This window comes from Streptomyces cynarae (genome assembly GCF_025642135.1).
Classification (GTDB): Bacteria; Actinomycetota; Actinomycetes; order Streptomycetales; family Streptomycetaceae; genus Streptomyces; species Streptomyces cynarae.
This window is the reverse complement of record NZ_CP106793.1, coordinates 7,904,252-7,919,996: the sequence shown is the minus strand read 5'-3', so window position 1 is coordinate 7,919,996 and position 15,745 is coordinate 7,904,252. Positions and strand designations below refer to the sequence as shown.

Here is a 15,745-nt window from a genome sequence, read left to right as displayed (position 1 = left end):
GTGTCACGAAGGATCGGCCTCATGGCGATCAAAGGCGTGCTCTTCGACTTCTCCGGGACCCTCTTCCGCATCGAGTCGACCGAGTCGTGGCTGCGCGCGGTGCTCGCGGAGGCCGACGTGACGCTGCCCGAAGGCGAGTTGCTGCGGCTGGCGGGGCAACTGGAGGCCGCGGGCGCGCTGGCGGGCGGCGCCTCCCCCACGGGGCCGCTGCCGGACGACCTGGGCGCCCTGTGGGCGGTGCGGGACCGCAGCGCCGAGGCGCACCGGGCCGCGTTCACCGGGCTCTCCCGCCGGGTGGAACTCCCGGACGCGCGGCTGCACGACGCGCTGTACGACCGCCATATGACGCCCGCCGCCTGGCGGCCCTACCCCGACACGGTCGAGGTGCTGGCCGCGCTGCGCGAGCGCGGGGTGGCCGTCGCCGTGGTCAGCAACATCGGCTGGGACCTGCGGCCGGTCTTCCGCGAGCACGGCGTCGACGGGTATGTGGACGCGTACGTGCTGTCGTACGAACACGGCATCCAGAAGCCGGACACCCGGCTGTTCGGGCTCGCCTGCGACGCGCTCGGCGTCGCCCCGCAGGACACGCTGATGGTCGGCGACGACCGCCGCGCCGACGGCGGTGCGGCGGACCTGGGCTGCGCGGTGCACTTCGTGGACCACCGCACCGTGGTCGAGCGCCCGGAGGGGCTCCGCCCGGTGCTGGACCTCATCGACTGAGCCGGGCGCGCGCCTTCCGCCGTCAGCTCTCGTAGCCCTCGACCTGCGACGCCGGGCGGACCTGTGCCTCGTCCGGGTTCTCTCCGAACTCGGTCTTCGCGCGACGCTGGCGCAGCAGGTCCCAGCACTGGTCCAGGGCGCGTTCCAGGTCGCCGAGGCGCTCCTGTTCCGTCGCACTGTCGATGCGGCCGGACGACACCGCCTCCCGCAGAGCGCGCTCCTCCTCCACCATGGCCGAAATCCTGCCCAGGATCTGGTCCTGATCCATGTCTGTACGCCTCCTCGGTGACTGCTGACCACTCTAGGGAGGGTTCACCGGCTGTGCGACACCGGTGGCGGGAGAGGAGAGGTGGCGCGCCTGCCCTGGACCATCCCCCGTGTGGCCCGGGGCAGGCGCCGTCCGGGGCCGGCGTGCGAGGCGCGGTCCCGGGACGCACTGAGTATAGTTGGCTGGCAGCCAGTCAACGCAGGAGTCCAGGATGTCGCCGCGCAGCGCCTCGGTCAATGAAGAATTGCGGCGGCGTTCCCGCGAGCGGCTTCTGCACGCAGCCATCGAACTGGTCAGCGAGCGCGGCTACGACGCGACCACGCTCGGCGACATCGCGGACCGCGCCGGCTCCGCGCGTGGCCTGGTGTCCTACTACTTCCCCGGCAAGCGGCAGCTCCTCCAGTCGGCCGTGCACCGGCTGATGCACCGCACCCTGGAGGAGGCGCTGGAGCGCGAGCCGCGCACGGAGGACGGCCGGGAGCGGATGGCGCGGGCCATCGACGCGATCCTGGGCCTGACCGTGCACCACCCCGTGCTGATGCGGCAGCACATGGCGGGGATCCTCCAGGCCGAGGGGTTCGTGCAGTGCCCCGAGCAGCAGCGGCTGGCGGAGCTGCTGCGGGACACGGTCGCGCGGCAGGGCTCGGCGGCCCCCGAGACCGACTACCCGATGCTGCGGGCCCTGCTGATGGGCGCGGTCTACGCGGCGCTGGTGCCGGGCGTTCCCATGCCGCTTGACGTCCTGCGGGCCGAGTTGTTCAAACGGTACGGCCTCGCCTGGGAGATGGGTGCCCCGCCGGCCCCCGAGGGGACCGACGAGGCCTACGACGCGGATCTGTCACGGTTCTTCGCTACGGAGGACCGTCCGCCGCAGAACAGCCGTCAGCCGAAGTAGTCCGGCTGCGTCTGGACGTTCAGCTCACCGAGCCGGACCCGCTGCGCGGGGTCCGTGCGGCGGTCGGTCAGCTTCAGGACGTCGAACCCCTTGGCGATGTCGTTCGAGTAGATGTACCCGTTGTAGTAGTACGCCGACCAGGAGCCGCCGACGGTGAGGGTGTCCGTGCTGAGCGGCCCGCGCTCGAAGTAGGCGATCTCCTTGGGGTGCGCGGAGTCGGTGAAGTCCCAGACGGAGACACCGCCCTGGTACCAGGCCTGGACCATGAGGTCGCGGCCCTTGACCGGGATCAGCGACCCGTTGTGGGCGACGCAGTTCTCGGTGTCCGCCTGGTGGCGCGGGATCTTGTAGTAGCCGCGGAAGACGAGCTTGCGGCTCTCGCCCTTGCCGACGATGTCATAGATGCCGTCGGCGCCGCGGTTCGGGCCGGTCTGCGCGTTGCAGGTGGCCCCGCCGCCTCCGCCCAGCTCGTCGGTGAAGACGACCTTGTCCGCCTTCTGGTTGAAGGTGGCCGAGTGCCAGAACGCGAAGTTCACGTTGTCCTGGACCCGGTCGATGACCTTCGGATGCTCCGGGTCCTTGATGGACATCAGGATGCCGTCGCCCATGCAGGCGCCCGCCGCGAGGTCCTTGGAGGGCAGCACGGTGATGTCGTGGCATCCGGTGGTCTTGGAGACGCCCGGGTTGGTGGGTGCGCCGGGGTTGCCGCCGCCGTCCGGTCCTTCACCGGGGAAGAGCACCGGGAAGCTCACCACCGCCGCCTTCTCGGGCGCCTTGCGCGGCACCTTGATGACCGAGATGCCGTCGTGCGGCGGCTGGCAGTCGGGGAACGTGCTGCTCGGCGAGTACGAGGAGACGTAGATGTAGACGTTGTCGCGCTTCGGCACCAGCGAGTGCGTGTGCGAGCCGCAGGCGGTCTCGACGGCGGCGACATACCTGGGGTTCTTCTTGTCGGTGATGTCGAAGACCTTCATGCCCTCCCAGGACGACTTCTCGGTCGCGGGCTGCGTGGTGCTGTTGCAACTGCTGTCGCTGCGCGAGGAGTCGGTGGACAGGAAGAGCAGATTGCCGGAGACGGAGACGTCGTTCTGCGAGCCGGGGCACAGGACCTGGGCGACCGTCTTCGGGGCCTTGGGGTCGGCGATGTCGAAGATGCGGAAGCCGTCGTAGTTGCCGGCGAAGGCGTATCTGCCCTGGAACGCCAGGTCCGAGTTGAAGCCGGGGAGCGCGTCCTTGGGGATGTTGGCCAGATGCTGGACGTTGGCCGAGTGGACGATCTCGTCCTGGCCGGGTATCTCGCCGTCCGCGATCACCTTCCTCGCCTGGGTCTCGGTGCTCTTGGACACCTCGCGGGAGGCCGGGACGTCTCCGGGATCGGGGGTGGCGGCCGCGGGTTGGGCCGTGAGCAGTGCGGCCAGGAGTCCGGCCGCGAGGGCGCCGACGCCCAGGCGTCTGCGCCGCGTTCGGTGGTCGTGGGACAGGGTCACTGTGTCCTCCCTGGTAGCCGTTCGGGCTTGAACGGTTCACGGACCTCCGAAGTATCGTCTTTCTCATGGGCAGATCAACAGATGGCAATGCACTCGTAACGAACGCCTTTGGCCGCGCGCGTGCTCTCCGCCGCCGTGCGTCCGTCATGTCGCTGGTGGCGTTGCCGCTGGCGATCACCCTGCTCACCGGCTGCGACTCCGGGTCGGGCGACAACTCGGCCGCCGGGGGCGGGCCTTCGGTGATCGCCCCGGGGAAGCCCGGCGAGGCGGCGCAGACGCTTTCCGCGGAGGAGGCCGGCAAGCGGCGCGCCGAGGACGACACTCCCAACGTGGCGGACTTCTCCTACGCGCGGATGATGATCGAACATCACCGGCAGGCGCTCGAGATGACACAACTGGCACCGCAGCGTGCCGAGTCGGACCGGGTGAAACGACTCGCGGAACGGATCACTGCCGCACAGAAGCCTGAAATAGCCGCAATGGAAGCCTGGTTGACGGCGCACGCGAAGGACGACCACGGCAGCGCCCACCAGCACGACGCGATGCCGGGGATGGCGACCGAGGCCCAGCTGAAGCAGTTGCGCGCGGCGGAGGGCAAGGCGTTCGACGAGCTGTTCCTCAAGCTGATGATCACTCATCACGGCGGGGCCATCACGATGGCGACGGACGCGAAGGCCCAGGGCAACAACATCCAGATCGAGGAGATGGCCGACGATGTGATCGCACAGCAGACGAGCGAGATCAGCCGGATGCGGGCGATGTCGTGAGGGGTTCGCTCGCGCGCGGTCCCACCCGGTCAGCGCCGGGCATGACCCGGCGTCAGGAACCCGGCATCGCGCGCTCCGGCGATCAGTTCCAGCGAGCGGCGCCGGCTCAGCCCCGTCGCACACATGACCGCGTACACCGGGTCGACGCCCTCGGCCTGCGCCGCGCGGTAGGCCTCGGCGACCAGACGCCACCCCTCGGCACCGCGCGGCCAGGCGGGACGGTACCGGTCCGCCGGCGCTCCGAGGGGCTCGCACGGCGACCCGGAGTCCACACCGCACGCCTCGAGCAACGGATCCTCGATCCAGTCCACGAGGGCCGCCAGATCGCCGAGTGAGAGGGGTGGCTGGGCCCGCACCTCCTCGATCGACACGCCGCCACCCGCGACCACGGCGAGGACGTCGACCCGGCCCCCGTCGGGCAGGTCGAGCCGGACCGCGTACCACGACGTGACGCTCCCGTGCTCCCGCACTTCCCAGGCGGGCCACACGGCCACCGGCACATCCGACCGGGATCGATCGGAAAAATCCTGAAAGGACACTTCCAGCACACACGGAACGTAAGCGAACGATCACATACCATGCGCAGAGCCACGCACAGAAGGAGCGCGCACCGCACCCCGTCGGCCCAGCGGCACGCCCCCTCCCCTCCCGCCGTGCGCGGTGCAATGCTGGAGCCACCAGCGATCTCCTCCGCGAGGGAGTTCCGCCGTGCTGCATGTCGCCGTCGTCGGCTCGGGTCCGAGCGGGGTCTACACCGCCCAGGGCCTGGTCCAGCAGGATCCACAGGTGCGCGTCGACGTTCTCGACCGCCTGCCGTGCCCGTACGGACTGGTGCGGTACGGCGTGGCCCCCGACCACGAGAAGATCAAGTCCCTGCAGAACAATCTGCGCACGGTCCTGGAGCACGAGCGGATCCGCTTCCTCGGCGGCGTCCGGGTGGGCGGGGGCGGGGTGCCGCCCGCGCGGCTGCGCGAGCTGTACCACGCGGTGGTCTACTGCGTGGGTGCCGCCACCGACCGGCATCTCGGCATCCCGGGCGAGGACCTGCCCGGCAGCTGGTCGGCCACCGAGTTCGTGTCCTGGTACAGCGCACACCCGGACTGCGTCGAGCAGGGCTTCCTGCACGACGCGCGGGCGGCCGTGGTGATCGGCGTCGGGAACGTCGCGGTCGACGTGACCCGGATGCTGGCCCGCGAGGTGGTGGACCTGAGCCCCACCGACATGCCGCAGGCGGCGCTCACCGCGCTGGCCGCCAACAAGGTCACGGAGATCCACATGGTGGGGCGGCGCGGCCCCTCCCAGGCCCGCTTCACCACCAAGGAACTGCGCGAACTGGGCACCCTGCCGGACACCGACGTGGTCGTGGACGAGGGTGAGCTGGCGCTCGACCCGGCGTACGTCGATCCGTCAGGGCTGCCGGCCACCCAGCGCCGCAACGTGGAGGTGCTGCGCGGCTGGGCCGCGACGCCCCCGAGCGGTGCGGCGCGGCGGATCCGGCTGCGGTTCTTCCTGCGCCCGGTCGAAGTGCTGGCCGACGGGGGCCGGGTGGGCGCCGTGCGCTTCGAGCGCACGCTTCCCGACGGACAGGGCGGGGTCACCGGCAGCGGGCGGTCCGAGGACATCGAGGCGCAGCTCGTGCTGCGTTCGGTGGGCTACCGCGGAGTGCCGCTGGAGGGCCTGCCGTTCGACGCGAGGACCGGCACCGTGCCGCACCGGGCGGGACGGGTGCTGCGCGAGGGGGAGGTCTCCCCCGGCGAGTACGTGGCGGGGTGGATCAAGAGGGGCCCGACGGGCGTCATCGGCACGAACCGCCCCTGCGCGAAGGAGACGGTGACCTCCTTGCTCCAGGACGCGCCCGGCCTCGCCGCCCGCGAGGTCCCGGACGACGCGCTCGCGGTCCTGCGGGCGGACGGGGTGCGGCCGGTCGAGTGGCCGGGATGGCTGGCGATCGAGCGGGCAGAGGCGGCGCTCGGTGCGTCGCTGGGCCGGGGGGTGGTGAAACTCCCGGACTGGCAGTCGCTGATGACCGCCGCGCACGACACAGTCCCGCAACACCCCTGAAATCAACAAACTGTTCAAGGAGCTTACGTTCTCCCCCATGCCCACCGTGCACCCCGTTGACGAAGTCCCCCCGATACGCCAACTCGCCGCCTACGCCCTCCAACACGTCCTCGCCATGTACGCCGGCGCCGTGGCGGTGCCGCTGATCGTCGGCGGCGCCATGAAACTGCCGGCCGCAGACCTGGCCTATCTCATCACCGCCGACCTGCTGGTGTGCGGCGTCGCGACCCTCATCCAATGCGTCGGCTTCTGGCGCTTCGGCGTACGGCTGCCGATCATGCAGGGCTGCACCTTCGCCGCCGTGTCCCCCATGGTGCTCATCGGAACGACGGGCGGCGGACTCCCCGCCGTCTACGGCTCGGTGATCGTCGCAGGCCTCGCGATCGTGCTGCTGGCGCCCGTCTTCGGCAGACTCCTGCGCTTCTTCCCGCCCCTCGTCACCGGTACGGTCATCCTGATCATCGGCCTGTCGCTGCTGCCGGTGGCCGGCAACTGGGCCGCCGGCGGCCAGGGTTCGAAGGACTTCGGGGAGCCGAGGAACCTGGCCCTCGCGGCCTTCGTCCTGCTGGTGGTGCTCGCGATGCAGCGCTTCGCACCGGCGTTCCTGAGCCGGATCGCGGTGCTGATCGGCATCGTGGTGGGGCTGGCGGTCGCGGTGCCGTTCGGCTTCACGGACTTCGGCGGGGTAGGACACGCCGACTGGGTCGGGATCAGCACGCCGTTCCACTTCGGTACGCCCGTCTTCAACGCCTCGGCGATCGCGTCCATGCTGGTGGTCGCGGTGGTGACGATGACCGAGACCACCGGCGACCTGATCGCGGTCGGCGAGATGACCGGCCGCAGGGCCGAGCCTCGCTCCCTCGCGGACGGCCTGAGGGCCGACGGGCTCTCGACGATCCTCGGCGGTGTGTTCAACACCTTCCCGTACACGGCGTACGCCCAGAACGTCGGCCTGGTCGGCATGACCCGGGTGCGCAGCCGCTGGGTCGTGGCGGCCTCCGGCGGCATGCTCGTACTGCTGGGCCTGCTGCCCAAGCTGGGAGCGGTGGTCGCGGCCGTTCCGGCGCCGGTGCTCGGCGGGGCGGGTCTGGTGATGTTCGGGACGGTCGCCGCGAGCGGACTGCGGACGTTGGCCGACGTCGACTTCCGGGGCAACCACAACCTGACGGTGGTCGCGGTCTCGGTGGCGGTCGGCATGCTGCCGGTCGGGGTGCCGACGGTCTACGAGAAGTTCCCGGACTGGTTCCAGACGGTGATGAACAGCGGCATCAGCGCCGGTTGCCTGACCGCGATCGTATTGAATCTGCTCTTCAACCACCTGCCCTCGAAGGGCGGTTCAGCCGTCCTGGAGGCGGACGGCCTGACGAGCGGCGGCGGCGAGGAGGGTGTCGAGGAGCCCCGGGAAGAGATCGTCTAGATCGTCCCTGCGCAGGCCGTTCATCTTGGCCGTGCCCCGGTAGACCTGCCGGATCACCCCGCTCTCGCGGAGCACCCGGAAGTGGTGCGTGGTGGTGGACTTGGTGACGGGCAGGTCGAAGTGCGAACAGGAGAGCTCGTCGCCGACGGCGGCGAGCTCCCGCACGATCCGCAGCCGCATGGGGTCGGACAACGCGTGCAGCACGGCCTCCAGACGGATGTCCTCACGCACCGGGTGCGGAAGGTCGCGGCTGCCGAGAGCGGGGGCGGCGGGGGTCACAACAGCTCCAGTTCGTCCGGGGGTCCGTCCGGCGGGGCGTCCGGGAGACCCCCCTTCACACCTTCATCGTACGAGGACCATCGTAGTTTGACACCTGCCGTACTACGACGGTTATCGTACGACGGTCGTTGTCGGCACCGCACCGAATGGAGTCCGCCGTGAGCGCGCTCTTCGAACCCCTCACCCTGCGCGATGTGACGGTCCCGAACCGCCTCTGGATGCCTCCGATGTGCCAGTACTCGGCGGCCCCCGAGGGGCCTGCCACGGGCGCACCGACCGACTGGCACTTCGCGCACTACGCGGCGCGCGCGACCGGCGGCACGGGACTGATCGTCGTCGAGGCGACGGCCGTCTCCCCCGAGGGCCGCATCTCCCCGTACGACCTCGGCCTGTGGAGCGACACGCAGGTCGAGGCGTTCCAGCGCATCACAGGCTTCCTCAAGGAGCAGGGCACGACTCCGGCGGTCCAGCTCGCGCACGCCGGCCGCAAGGCTTCGACGGACCGGCCCTGGAAGGGCGGCGCGCCGGTCGGCGCCGACGCGTACGGCTGGCAGCCGCTCGCGCCGAGCCCGGTGCCGTTCGACGCACGCCACCCCGTGCCGACGGAGCTGACCGCGACCGGTATCCAGGAGATCGTGGGGCAGTTCGCGGACGCGGCCCGCCGCGCCCTGGCCGCCGGCTTCGAGGTCGTGGAGATCCACGGCGCGCACGGATACCTCATCAACGAGTTCCTCTCCCCGCACTCCAACCACCGCACGGACGCCTACGGCGGCTCCTACGAGAACCGCACCCGCTTCGCGCTCGAGGTCGTCGACGCGGTGCGGCAGGTGTGGCCGCAGGACAAACCGCTCTTCTTCCGCGTCTCGGCCACCGACTGGCTGGACGAGGGCGGCTGGACGGCCGACGACACGGTCCGCTTCGCGGGCGACCTCAGGACGCACGGCGTGGACCTCCTCGACGTCTCGACCGGCGGCAACGCGGCGGGCGTCCGCATCCCGACGGGCCCCGGCTACCAGGTGCCCTTCGCCGCCCGGGTGAAGGCGGAGACTTCCCTGCCGGCGGCCGCGGTCGGACTCGTCACCGAGCCCGAGCAGGCCGAGAAGATCCTGGTCAACGGGGAGGCGGACGCGGTGCTGCTGGGCCGCGAACTGCTCCGCAACCCCTCCTTCGCCCGCCTCGCGGCCCGCGAACTGGGCGGCGAGGTGCGGATCCCGGACCAGTACCACCGTTCCGTCTGATCCTGTCCTCCCCACCCGCGCGAACGTCGAGCGCACCGGGGTCACGCCCGGCGTGACCCCGGGCGTCGGCACATCGGCGACGGTCAGGTCGCGTGCGGCCGGTCGCGGGTCAGCCCGTCATCCGGCCCCACAGCGGCCCGAACCGCGCCCAGGCCTCGTCCCACTGCGCCATGCGCCGGCGTTCCAGGCGTTCGCGCAGGATGCGTCCGCCCAGGAACGGGACGGCCGCCGCGCCTGCCCCCGCCAGCAGCCCGACCATGGCCGCGCGGACCTGCGCCTGGGACTCTGTGGCGGGCTGTGTCACCAGGGAGCCCCCGGGGTCCGTCCACACGGTGACGGCCGTGCCCGTGGGGCTGCCGGCGGCCACCCGGGCCTGCCCGGTGTGCGATGAGCCGTCTTCGCCCGTCCACCGCACCTTCGCCCACACCCGCTGCGCCCCGGCGGCGCCCCTCTCAGGGGCGTCCTGGGTGAGCAGGGCCACGACCGGGTGCCACTGCGCCCGCTCCTCGGCCAGCCCTCGCTCCACCGAGTGCGTCGCCGCCCATCCCGTCAGCATTCCCCCGACAACGGTCACGGCCCAGACCACCGGCACCACCCAGGCCTCCAGCGCATCGCTGCGGCGCCGCAGCGGATTGCGCCGCCACCGCCACAGCCACACCCTGCGACCGCGGAACGTCATCGACGACAGCCACCTCATCGATGGCATCCTCCTCACGCATGCACGGACACCCCCCGACCGCCCTCCCATACGCGAGCGGGACCGCCGCTGCTCACCCGACGTCAGCCGGCCTCGGGTTCACGGCCCCCGCGCAAAGCCCCCAAGGCTTCCCTGTGGCCCGGCGCGCTCCCTCTCCGCTCTCCGGAAACACGGCGCTGACCTGCGGTGACTCGGTCGACGGGGGTGACTGTCAGTGCCGGGGTGCAGACTGGCCCATGTCTGGAACAACGGCGTTTCGGAGGTGGCCGGCATGGCCGACGTACTGCTCACCGTGGGCACACGCAAAGGACTGTTCATCGCGCGGCGCCGAGGCGGCGCCTGGGAGTTCGACGAAAGCCCCTACTTCAACGCACAGGCCGTCTACTCGGTGGCGATCGACACCCGCGGCGCCACCCCGCGCCTGCTGGTCGGGGGCGACAGCGCGCACTGGGGGCCCTCGGTCTTCCACTCCGACGACCTGGGCCGCACCTGGACGGAACCCGCGCGGGCCGCCGTCAAGTTCCCCAAGGACACCGGCGCTTCGCTGGAGCGCGTCTGGCAGCTGCACCCGGCCGCGGCGGAGCCGGACGTGGTGTACGCGGGCACGGAACCGGCCGCGCTGTACCGCTCCGAGGACCGCGGCGAGAGCTTCGAGCTGGTGCGCCCCCTGTGGGAGCACCCGACGCGCGACAGGTGGGTGCCGGGCGGAGGCGGCGAGGGCCTGCACACCGTGGTCACCGACAGACGGGACCCGAAGGCCGTGACGGTCGCCGTGTCGACGGCCGGCGTCTTCCGCACCCGGGACGGCGGCGCGAGCTGGGAGCCGTCCAACTCCGGGGTGTCCGCGGTGTTCCTGCCCGATCCGAACCCCGAGTTCGGCCAGTGCGTGCACAAGATCGCCCAGGACGCGGCGGCTTTGGACCGGTTCTATCTGCAGAACCACTGGGGGGTGTACAGAAGCGACGACGCGGGCGCCCACTGGACGGACATCGGCGAGGGTCTGCCGTCGACGTTCGGGTTCGCCGTGGCCGCCCATCCGCACCGCGGGGACACGGCGTACGTCTTCCCGATCAACGCGGACGCGGACCGTGTCCCGGCCGGGCACCGATGCCGCGTGTTCCGGACGGCGGACGCGGGCAAGAGCTGGGAGGCGCTCATGGCGGGGCTGCCGGCCGAGGACCACTACGGCACGGTCCTGCGGGACGCCCTGTGCACGGACGACGCGGACCCGGCGGGCGTCTACTTCGGCAACCGCAACGGCGAGGTCTACGCGTCGGCGGACGACGGTGACAGCTGGCAGCAGCTCGCCTCCCATCTGCCGGACGTGCTGTGCGTACGGGCGGCGGTGATCGCCTGATCCGACATCAATGCGCCGGTTGAGGGCCCTGTTCGCCCGCCGCGCGATCATTCCCGGTCACCCATGGGTCACCGGTTGATCGCCGATGCGCGCGCGGCAGTAGGGTGACGCCCGTGGCACCACGACCGTTGCATGAAATCGTCGAAGCAGGCTGGGCGAAGGCCCTGGAGCCGGTGGCCGAACGGATCGCCGCGATGGGAGACTTCCTGCGCGCGGAGATCGCCGCGGGGCGCACCTACCTCCCGGCGGGCCCGAACGTCCTGCGGGCCTTCCAGCAGCCCTTCGACGAAGTCCGCGTCCTGATCGTCGGCCAGGACCCCTATCCGACACCGGGCCACGCTGTCGGGTTGTCGTTCTCCGTCGCTCCGGACGTGCGGCCGCTGCCCGGCAGCCTGATCAACATCTTCCGGGAGCTGAACGCCGACCTGGGGCTGCCCCAGCCGTCCAACGGCGACCTCACCCCGTGGACCGGGCAGGGCGTGTTGTTGCTCAACAGGGCGCTCACCACGGCCCCGCGCCGTCCTGCGGCCCACCGCGGCAAGGGTTGGGAGGAGGTCACCGAGCAGGCGATCCGGGCGCTGGCCGGGCGCGGCAAGCCGCTGGTGTCCATCCTGTGGGGCCGCGACGCGCGCAATCTGCGCCCGCTGCTGGGTGATCTCCCGGCGATCGAGTCCGCGCACCCGTCCCCGATGTCGGCGGACCGGGGCTTCTTCGGCTCGCGGCCGTTCAGCCGGGCCAACGACCTGCTGATCCGGCAGGGTGGGCAGCCGGTGGACTGGCGTCTGCCGTGACACCCGCCGGGCAGGGGCCCGTTCCGTCGGCGGACGTACCCGGCACGGTGCCGGAAGCCGTGCTCGCCGTGGACTCCGGAGGCTCCGGCCTGCGGATCGCCCTCGCCCCGCGAGGCGGACCGGCCTCGGCGGCGACGACCCCACGCACCTCCCGGGAGGCGGTGCGCACCGGTGCCCGGGGGATCGATGCCGGGCATCTGCTGGAACAACTCCTGCCGATCGCACGGCGGTTGCTGGCGGACGCCGGTGGTGTCGAAGTGCGGGCGGTCGCGGTCGGGACGGCAGGTCTGGCCACGCTGGGCGACGACCTGCGCGCCCGGCTTCCCGGCGCGCTGGCCCGTGAGCTCGGTGTACGCAGGGTGGCGCTGGTCGCGGACGCCGTCACCGCCTACGCGGGCGCACTCGGCGCACGTCCCGGCGCGGTGGTGGCGGCCGGCACCGGCCTGATCGCGCTCGGCACGGATATGACGAGCTGGCACCGGGCGGACGGCTGGGGTCATCTGCTGGGCGACTGCGGCGGCGGCGCGTGGATCGGGCGGGCCGGGCTGGAGGCGGCGCTCCGCGCGCATGACGGGCGGCCCGGCGGTTCTGAGCGTCTGCTGGCGCGGGCCGAGGCGATGTTCGGCCCGGCCACCGGCCTGCCCGGCAAGGTGTACCCGCGCCCCGACCGGGCGGCGGTGCTGGCCTCGTTCGCTCCCGAAGTGGCCGCCTGTGCCGCGGACGACCCGCTCGCCGACGGCATCCTGGGAGCGGCCGCCCGGCACATGGCCGAGTCGGCGGCCGCCGTGTGCCCCGCCTCGGGCGAGCCCTACGTCGCTCTCACCGGGGGCCTGTTCCGGGTGGGCGAACCCCTTCTCGTACCGCTGCGGCGCGAGTTGGCGCGCCAGGTGCCGCAGGCACGCCTGGTCCCCGCTCAGGGCGACCCCCTGTACGGCGCCGTACGCATCGCGCTCGCACTCGCGAACGATTCACTCACACTCCCCGACGACGAACACCTGTTGCATGTCGTGACCGAAAAGAGCGAGTGATTCCTCTTGCCGGGAGAGGGGAGTTACCTCCTCGTACGCGGCGGATAAGTCACACCGTATCGATCACTTCTCATCCGCACGTAACTCATCAGACAAAACCGGACGGATACCGCTCACCTGCACCCTCCCCGAACAGGGGAGCCCACAAAGCCAGTAGCATGCGGCGCCATGAGCTCCCCCACTGGGCCGGCATCCGGCCTGCCTGTACGAATGCCGCGACCCCGCCAGCCCGGGCGGCACCGCCGCCCGGAACCCCTGGTGGCTCCCGAGGGCGCGCCCGCGCTCGTCCTCGCGGTGCCGGGCACGCCCAGCGCCGCCACGCGCAGCCTCGCCGAGGAGGTCGTGAGCATCGCGCGTTCCGAGCTGCCCGGCCTGGACGCGCGCATCGGCTACCTGGACGGGGACGACTCGGAGTTCCCCGCGCTGAAGTCCGTGCTCACGCACACCGCCGAGGAGCGCACCGCGCGCTACGAGCAGGCGGTCGCCGCGGGCCTGGACGTCAAGGAGCCCGACGGCCCCGTCGCCGTGGTGGTGCCGCTGCTGGCCGGGCCTGACAGCGCGCTGCTGCGCCGGGTCCGCCAGGCCGTCATGGACAGCCGGATCGCGGCCGACCTGACCGATGCCCTCGGCCCGCACCCGCTGCTCGCCGAGGCCCTGCACGTGCGCCTGTCCGAGGCCGGTCTGGCCCGTGCCGACCGCGCCCGCCTGTTCACGGTCGCGACGGCCGCGGACGGCATCATCCTCGCCTCCGTCGGCGGCGACGAGGCCGTGCAGGCGGCCGGGATCACGGGCATGCTGCTGGCCGCGCGACTCGCCGTCCCGGTGATGGCGGCGGCGCTGGACCAGGAGGGTTCGATCACCTCCGTGGCCGAGCAGCTGCGTTCCTCGGGCTCGCAGCAACTGGCGCTCGCGCCGTACCTGATCGGCCCGGAGCTCGAGCCGGGGCTGCTGAAGGCGGCCGCCGAGGAGGCGGGCTGCCCCGCCGCCGAGGCGCTCGGCCCGTACCCGGCGATCGGCAAGCTGGCGCTCGCCAAGTACACGACGGCGTTGGGCATCGCCCCGCAGCAGCCGCAGGGGACGCCGGTCCGCTGACCCCGCCGGACACACCCGTACGGCCGAGGGCCCGCTCCCCCAGGAGCGGGCCCTCGGCCGTGTCAGGGGCGAGCCTGCCGCCGACCCCGCTGCGGGGTGACCGGCGTCAGACCCGGACCGGGGACGAAGCGCGCAGCGGAACGGCCAGGGCGATCAGGGCCCGTTCCAGTCCGTGGAGGTGGCCGAGAGCCTGCTCGGCGCCGGGGTGGTGGCCCGGGACGCCCGCGGGGGACGTCAGGGCGCGTTCGGGGACCGCTCCGAGCAGCGCCTCCACCGCGGTCTCGACGCGCCGGCACGCGTCCGTGAGCCGGGCGTCGTGCGAGGCGTCCGGGTCGGCGGCGACGGCGACGAGGCCACGCGTTCGACGGGCGCACTCGTCGAGCAGCGCCAGCACCTGGCGGGCCCGCGCCTTGCGCGCACGCAGCGGGTTCAGCGGATGCACCAACGGCGCGAGCGCCTGTCGGACGCGCCCCAGCAACGCCTCGAGCTCCGCCGCGCGCGACGCGGGGTCCGCCTCCGGGTCGCCCGCGAGCCGCCGTGCCGCCGCGGCGGTGCAGGCGTGCACCGCGTACACGGCTCGGCGCACCCACTGGTCGGTGACCGCGTGCGTGGTGATCGGCAGGACGAGCACGACGGCGAGGGCCGCCCCCAGGGCCCCGACGCCCGTCTCCGCGAGGCGCAGGGCGAGCAGCCCCGGGTGCAGCACGCCGAGGAGGCCGTAGAGCAGGCCCGCCATCACGGTGACGAAGAACATCATCCAGCTGTAGGACGGGGCCGCCGTGTAGAAGATGCCGAAGACGCAGACGGCGACGAGCGCGGCGGTGGGCGCCGGGGAGCCGTGCAGCGGCACCGCGACCAGCAGCCCGGCGACGATGCCGGTGACCGTGCCGACGACCCGCCGGAAGCCGCGCACCAGCGTCTCGCCGCGCGAGGCGGTGTTCACGAAGATCCACCAGGCGGTGCCGACGGCCCAGTACCAACGCTCGTGGGACAGCACCTGGCCGGCCGCGATGGCGAAGGCGCAAGCGGCGGTCGCCTGGAAGGCCTGGCGGGTGGCGGGCCGGGCGAGGCCGCGGCCGCCGAGCGGTGCGGGCGCGGCGGGCAGCGGCGTACGGCGTTCGACGCACCACACCCCGAAGCGCACCGCCGAGGCGGTGGCGAGCGAGAGCACCACGGCCGCGTACAGCTCCGGAAGCTGCCCCGGGACGGCGTGCAGGAACTGCGCGACGAAGAAGGTCATGAAGGCGAAGATGCCGAGTGCATGCCCGCGCGGCCCCCAGCGACGGGCGTAGACACCGGCGAGGACGACCGTGAGCCAGACCGCGTCCCGCACCGCCGGCACATCGTGCAGGGCGGTCGCGACCGTGAGGACCGGAAGGCCGACGGCGGGCAGCAGCGCGGTGGTGACCGCCTGGCCGCGCACGGTCGGGTCGGCGACCGTGAACAGTGCCAGCAGCGCGGCGAGCCCGCCGGTGACCGAGGCCGGCAGCGGCAGCCCGGCCGCCGCGCACGCGGTCACGGCGAGGCCGATGCCGAGCACCGCGCGCAACGACACGCGCAGCCGGAACAGCCCCGGATCCGGAGCCGTGAACATCTTCTTCAACTTCTTCAGCACCGGGTGAGTCACCGTCGTCCGTCCGCCCCACTT

The 15,745-nt window shown here is 72.3% G+C and carries 16 protein-coding genes; 10 read left to right on the top strand and 6 right to left on the bottom strand.

All coding sequences use genetic code 11. The features are described 5' to 3' along the window. The first annotated feature begins 21 nt into the window (after nucleotides 1-21). A complete protein-coding gene (locus tag N8I84_RS35735; RefSeq protein ID WP_263233590.1) occupies nucleotides 22-720 on the top strand; it encodes an HAD family hydrolase in 699 nt (232 codons plus the stop codon). A 22-nt stretch (nucleotides 721-742) separates the two neighbouring features. Here the strand turns inward: N8I84_RS35735 and N8I84_RS35730 are convergent, their stop codons facing one another. Then, entirely contained in the window at nucleotides 743-988 is a 246-nt protein-coding gene (locus N8I84_RS35730; RefSeq protein WP_263233589.1) for a DUF2630 family protein, read from the bottom strand. A gap of 211 nt (nucleotides 989-1,199) precedes the next feature. On the opposite strand from N8I84_RS35730, the gene N8I84_RS35725 reads away from it, so the two are divergent. Further along, nucleotides 1,200-1,883 (top strand): TetR/AcrR family transcriptional regulator, encoded by a 684-nt coding sequence (locus N8I84_RS35725; protein ID WP_263233588.1) that lies wholly within the window; start codon nucleotides 1,200-1,202, stop codon nucleotides 1,881-1,883. Here N8I84_RS35725 and N8I84_RS35720 read toward each other — a convergent pair. Next, nucleotides 1,871-3,370, bottom strand: a complete 1,500-nt coding sequence (locus tag N8I84_RS35720; protein ID WP_263233587.1) for an LVIVD repeat-containing protein — start codon at nucleotides 3,368-3,370, stop codon at nucleotides 1,871-1,873. The two genes, N8I84_RS35725 and N8I84_RS35720, sit on opposite strands and share 13 nt — an antisense overlap. 146 nt (nucleotides 3,371-3,516) lie before the next feature. Here N8I84_RS35720 and N8I84_RS35715 point away from each other — a divergent pair, with 146 nt between their 5' ends. Then, nucleotides 3,517-4,137: a DUF305 domain-containing protein gene (locus tag N8I84_RS35715; protein ID WP_263233586.1), complete on the top strand. Its 621-nt coding sequence runs from the start codon at nucleotides 3,517-3,519 to the stop codon at nucleotides 4,135-4,137. Nucleotides 4,138-4,166: 29 nt separating this feature from the next. Here the strand turns inward: N8I84_RS35715 and N8I84_RS35710 are convergent, their stop codons facing one another. Further along, nucleotides 4,167-4,631, bottom strand: coding sequence for a DUF6214 family protein (locus tag N8I84_RS35710; protein WP_263233585.1), 465 nt, complete (start codon nucleotides 4,629-4,631; stop codon nucleotides 4,167-4,169). A gap of 214 nt (nucleotides 4,632-4,845) precedes the next feature. Between N8I84_RS35710 and N8I84_RS35705 the strand changes: the two genes are divergently transcribed. Both N8I84_RS35705 and N8I84_RS35700 read left to right on the top strand, forming a co-directional pair. Next, nucleotides 4,846-6,198, top strand: coding sequence for an FAD-dependent oxidoreductase (locus N8I84_RS35705; protein WP_263233584.1), 1,353 nt, complete (start codon nucleotides 4,846-4,848; stop codon nucleotides 6,196-6,198). Nucleotides 6,199-6,235: 37 nt separating this feature from the next. Next, nucleotides 6,236-7,615, top strand: a complete 1,380-nt coding sequence (locus N8I84_RS35700) for a nucleobase:cation symporter-2 family protein (RefSeq protein WP_263233583.1) — start codon at nucleotides 6,236-6,238, stop codon at nucleotides 7,613-7,615. Here N8I84_RS35700 and N8I84_RS35695 read toward each other — a convergent pair. Continuing rightward, nucleotides 7,535-7,894, bottom strand: coding sequence for an ArsR/SmtB family transcription factor (locus tag N8I84_RS35695; protein ID WP_200420171.1), 360 nt, complete (start codon nucleotides 7,892-7,894; stop codon nucleotides 7,535-7,537). The two genes, N8I84_RS35700 and N8I84_RS35695, sit on opposite strands and share 81 nt — an antisense overlap. A gap of 158 nt (nucleotides 7,895-8,052) precedes the next feature. Here N8I84_RS35695 and N8I84_RS35690 point away from each other — a divergent pair, with 158 nt between their 5' ends. Next, a complete protein-coding gene (locus N8I84_RS35690; RefSeq protein ID WP_263233582.1) occupies nucleotides 8,053-9,132 on the top strand; it encodes an NADH:flavin oxidoreductase/NADH oxidase in 1,080 nt (359 codons plus the stop codon). A 109-nt stretch (nucleotides 9,133-9,241) separates the two neighbouring features. On the opposite strand, the gene N8I84_RS35685 is transcribed toward N8I84_RS35690, so the two are convergent. Next, on the bottom strand, nucleotides 9,242-9,811 hold the full coding sequence (locus tag N8I84_RS35685) for an Rv1733c family protein (protein WP_263234994.1): 570 nt from the start codon (nucleotides 9,809-9,811) through the stop codon (nucleotides 9,242-9,244). 289 nt (nucleotides 9,812-10,100) lie between these two features. Between N8I84_RS35685 and N8I84_RS35680 the strand changes: the two genes are divergently transcribed. The 4 genes from N8I84_RS35680 (at nucleotide 10,101) to N8I84_RS35665 (ending at nucleotide 14,097) form a co-directional block, all read left to right on the top strand. Further along, on the top strand, nucleotides 10,101-11,186 hold the full coding sequence (locus N8I84_RS35680; RefSeq protein ID WP_263233581.1) for a WD40/YVTN/BNR-like repeat-containing protein: 1,086 nt from the start codon (nucleotides 10,101-10,103) through the stop codon (nucleotides 11,184-11,186). A 113-nt stretch (nucleotides 11,187-11,299) separates the two neighbouring features. Then, entirely contained in the window at nucleotides 11,300-11,977 is a 678-nt protein-coding gene (locus N8I84_RS35675; protein ID WP_200420174.1) for a uracil-DNA glycosylase, read from the top strand. A gap of 59 nt (nucleotides 11,978-12,036) precedes the next feature. Next, nucleotides 12,037-13,005 carry an N-acetylglucosamine kinase gene (locus tag N8I84_RS35670; RefSeq protein ID WP_263234993.1) on the top strand — a complete coding sequence of 323 codons (969 nt, stop codon included), beginning with the start codon at nucleotides 12,037-12,039 and terminating at the stop codon, nucleotides 13,003-13,005. 168 nt (nucleotides 13,006-13,173) lie between these two features. Continuing rightward, nucleotides 13,174-14,097, top strand: coding sequence for a sirohydrochlorin chelatase (locus N8I84_RS35665; RefSeq protein WP_263233580.1), 924 nt, complete (start codon nucleotides 13,174-13,176; stop codon nucleotides 14,095-14,097). A 106-nt stretch (nucleotides 14,098-14,203) separates the two neighbouring features. Here N8I84_RS35665 and N8I84_RS35660 read toward each other — a convergent pair whose 3' ends face one another. Further along, a complete protein-coding gene (locus tag N8I84_RS35660; RefSeq protein WP_263234992.1) occupies nucleotides 14,204-15,691 on the bottom strand; it encodes an FUSC family protein in 1,488 nt (495 codons plus the stop codon). Between the last annotated feature and the right edge of the window lie 54 nt (nucleotides 15,692-15,745).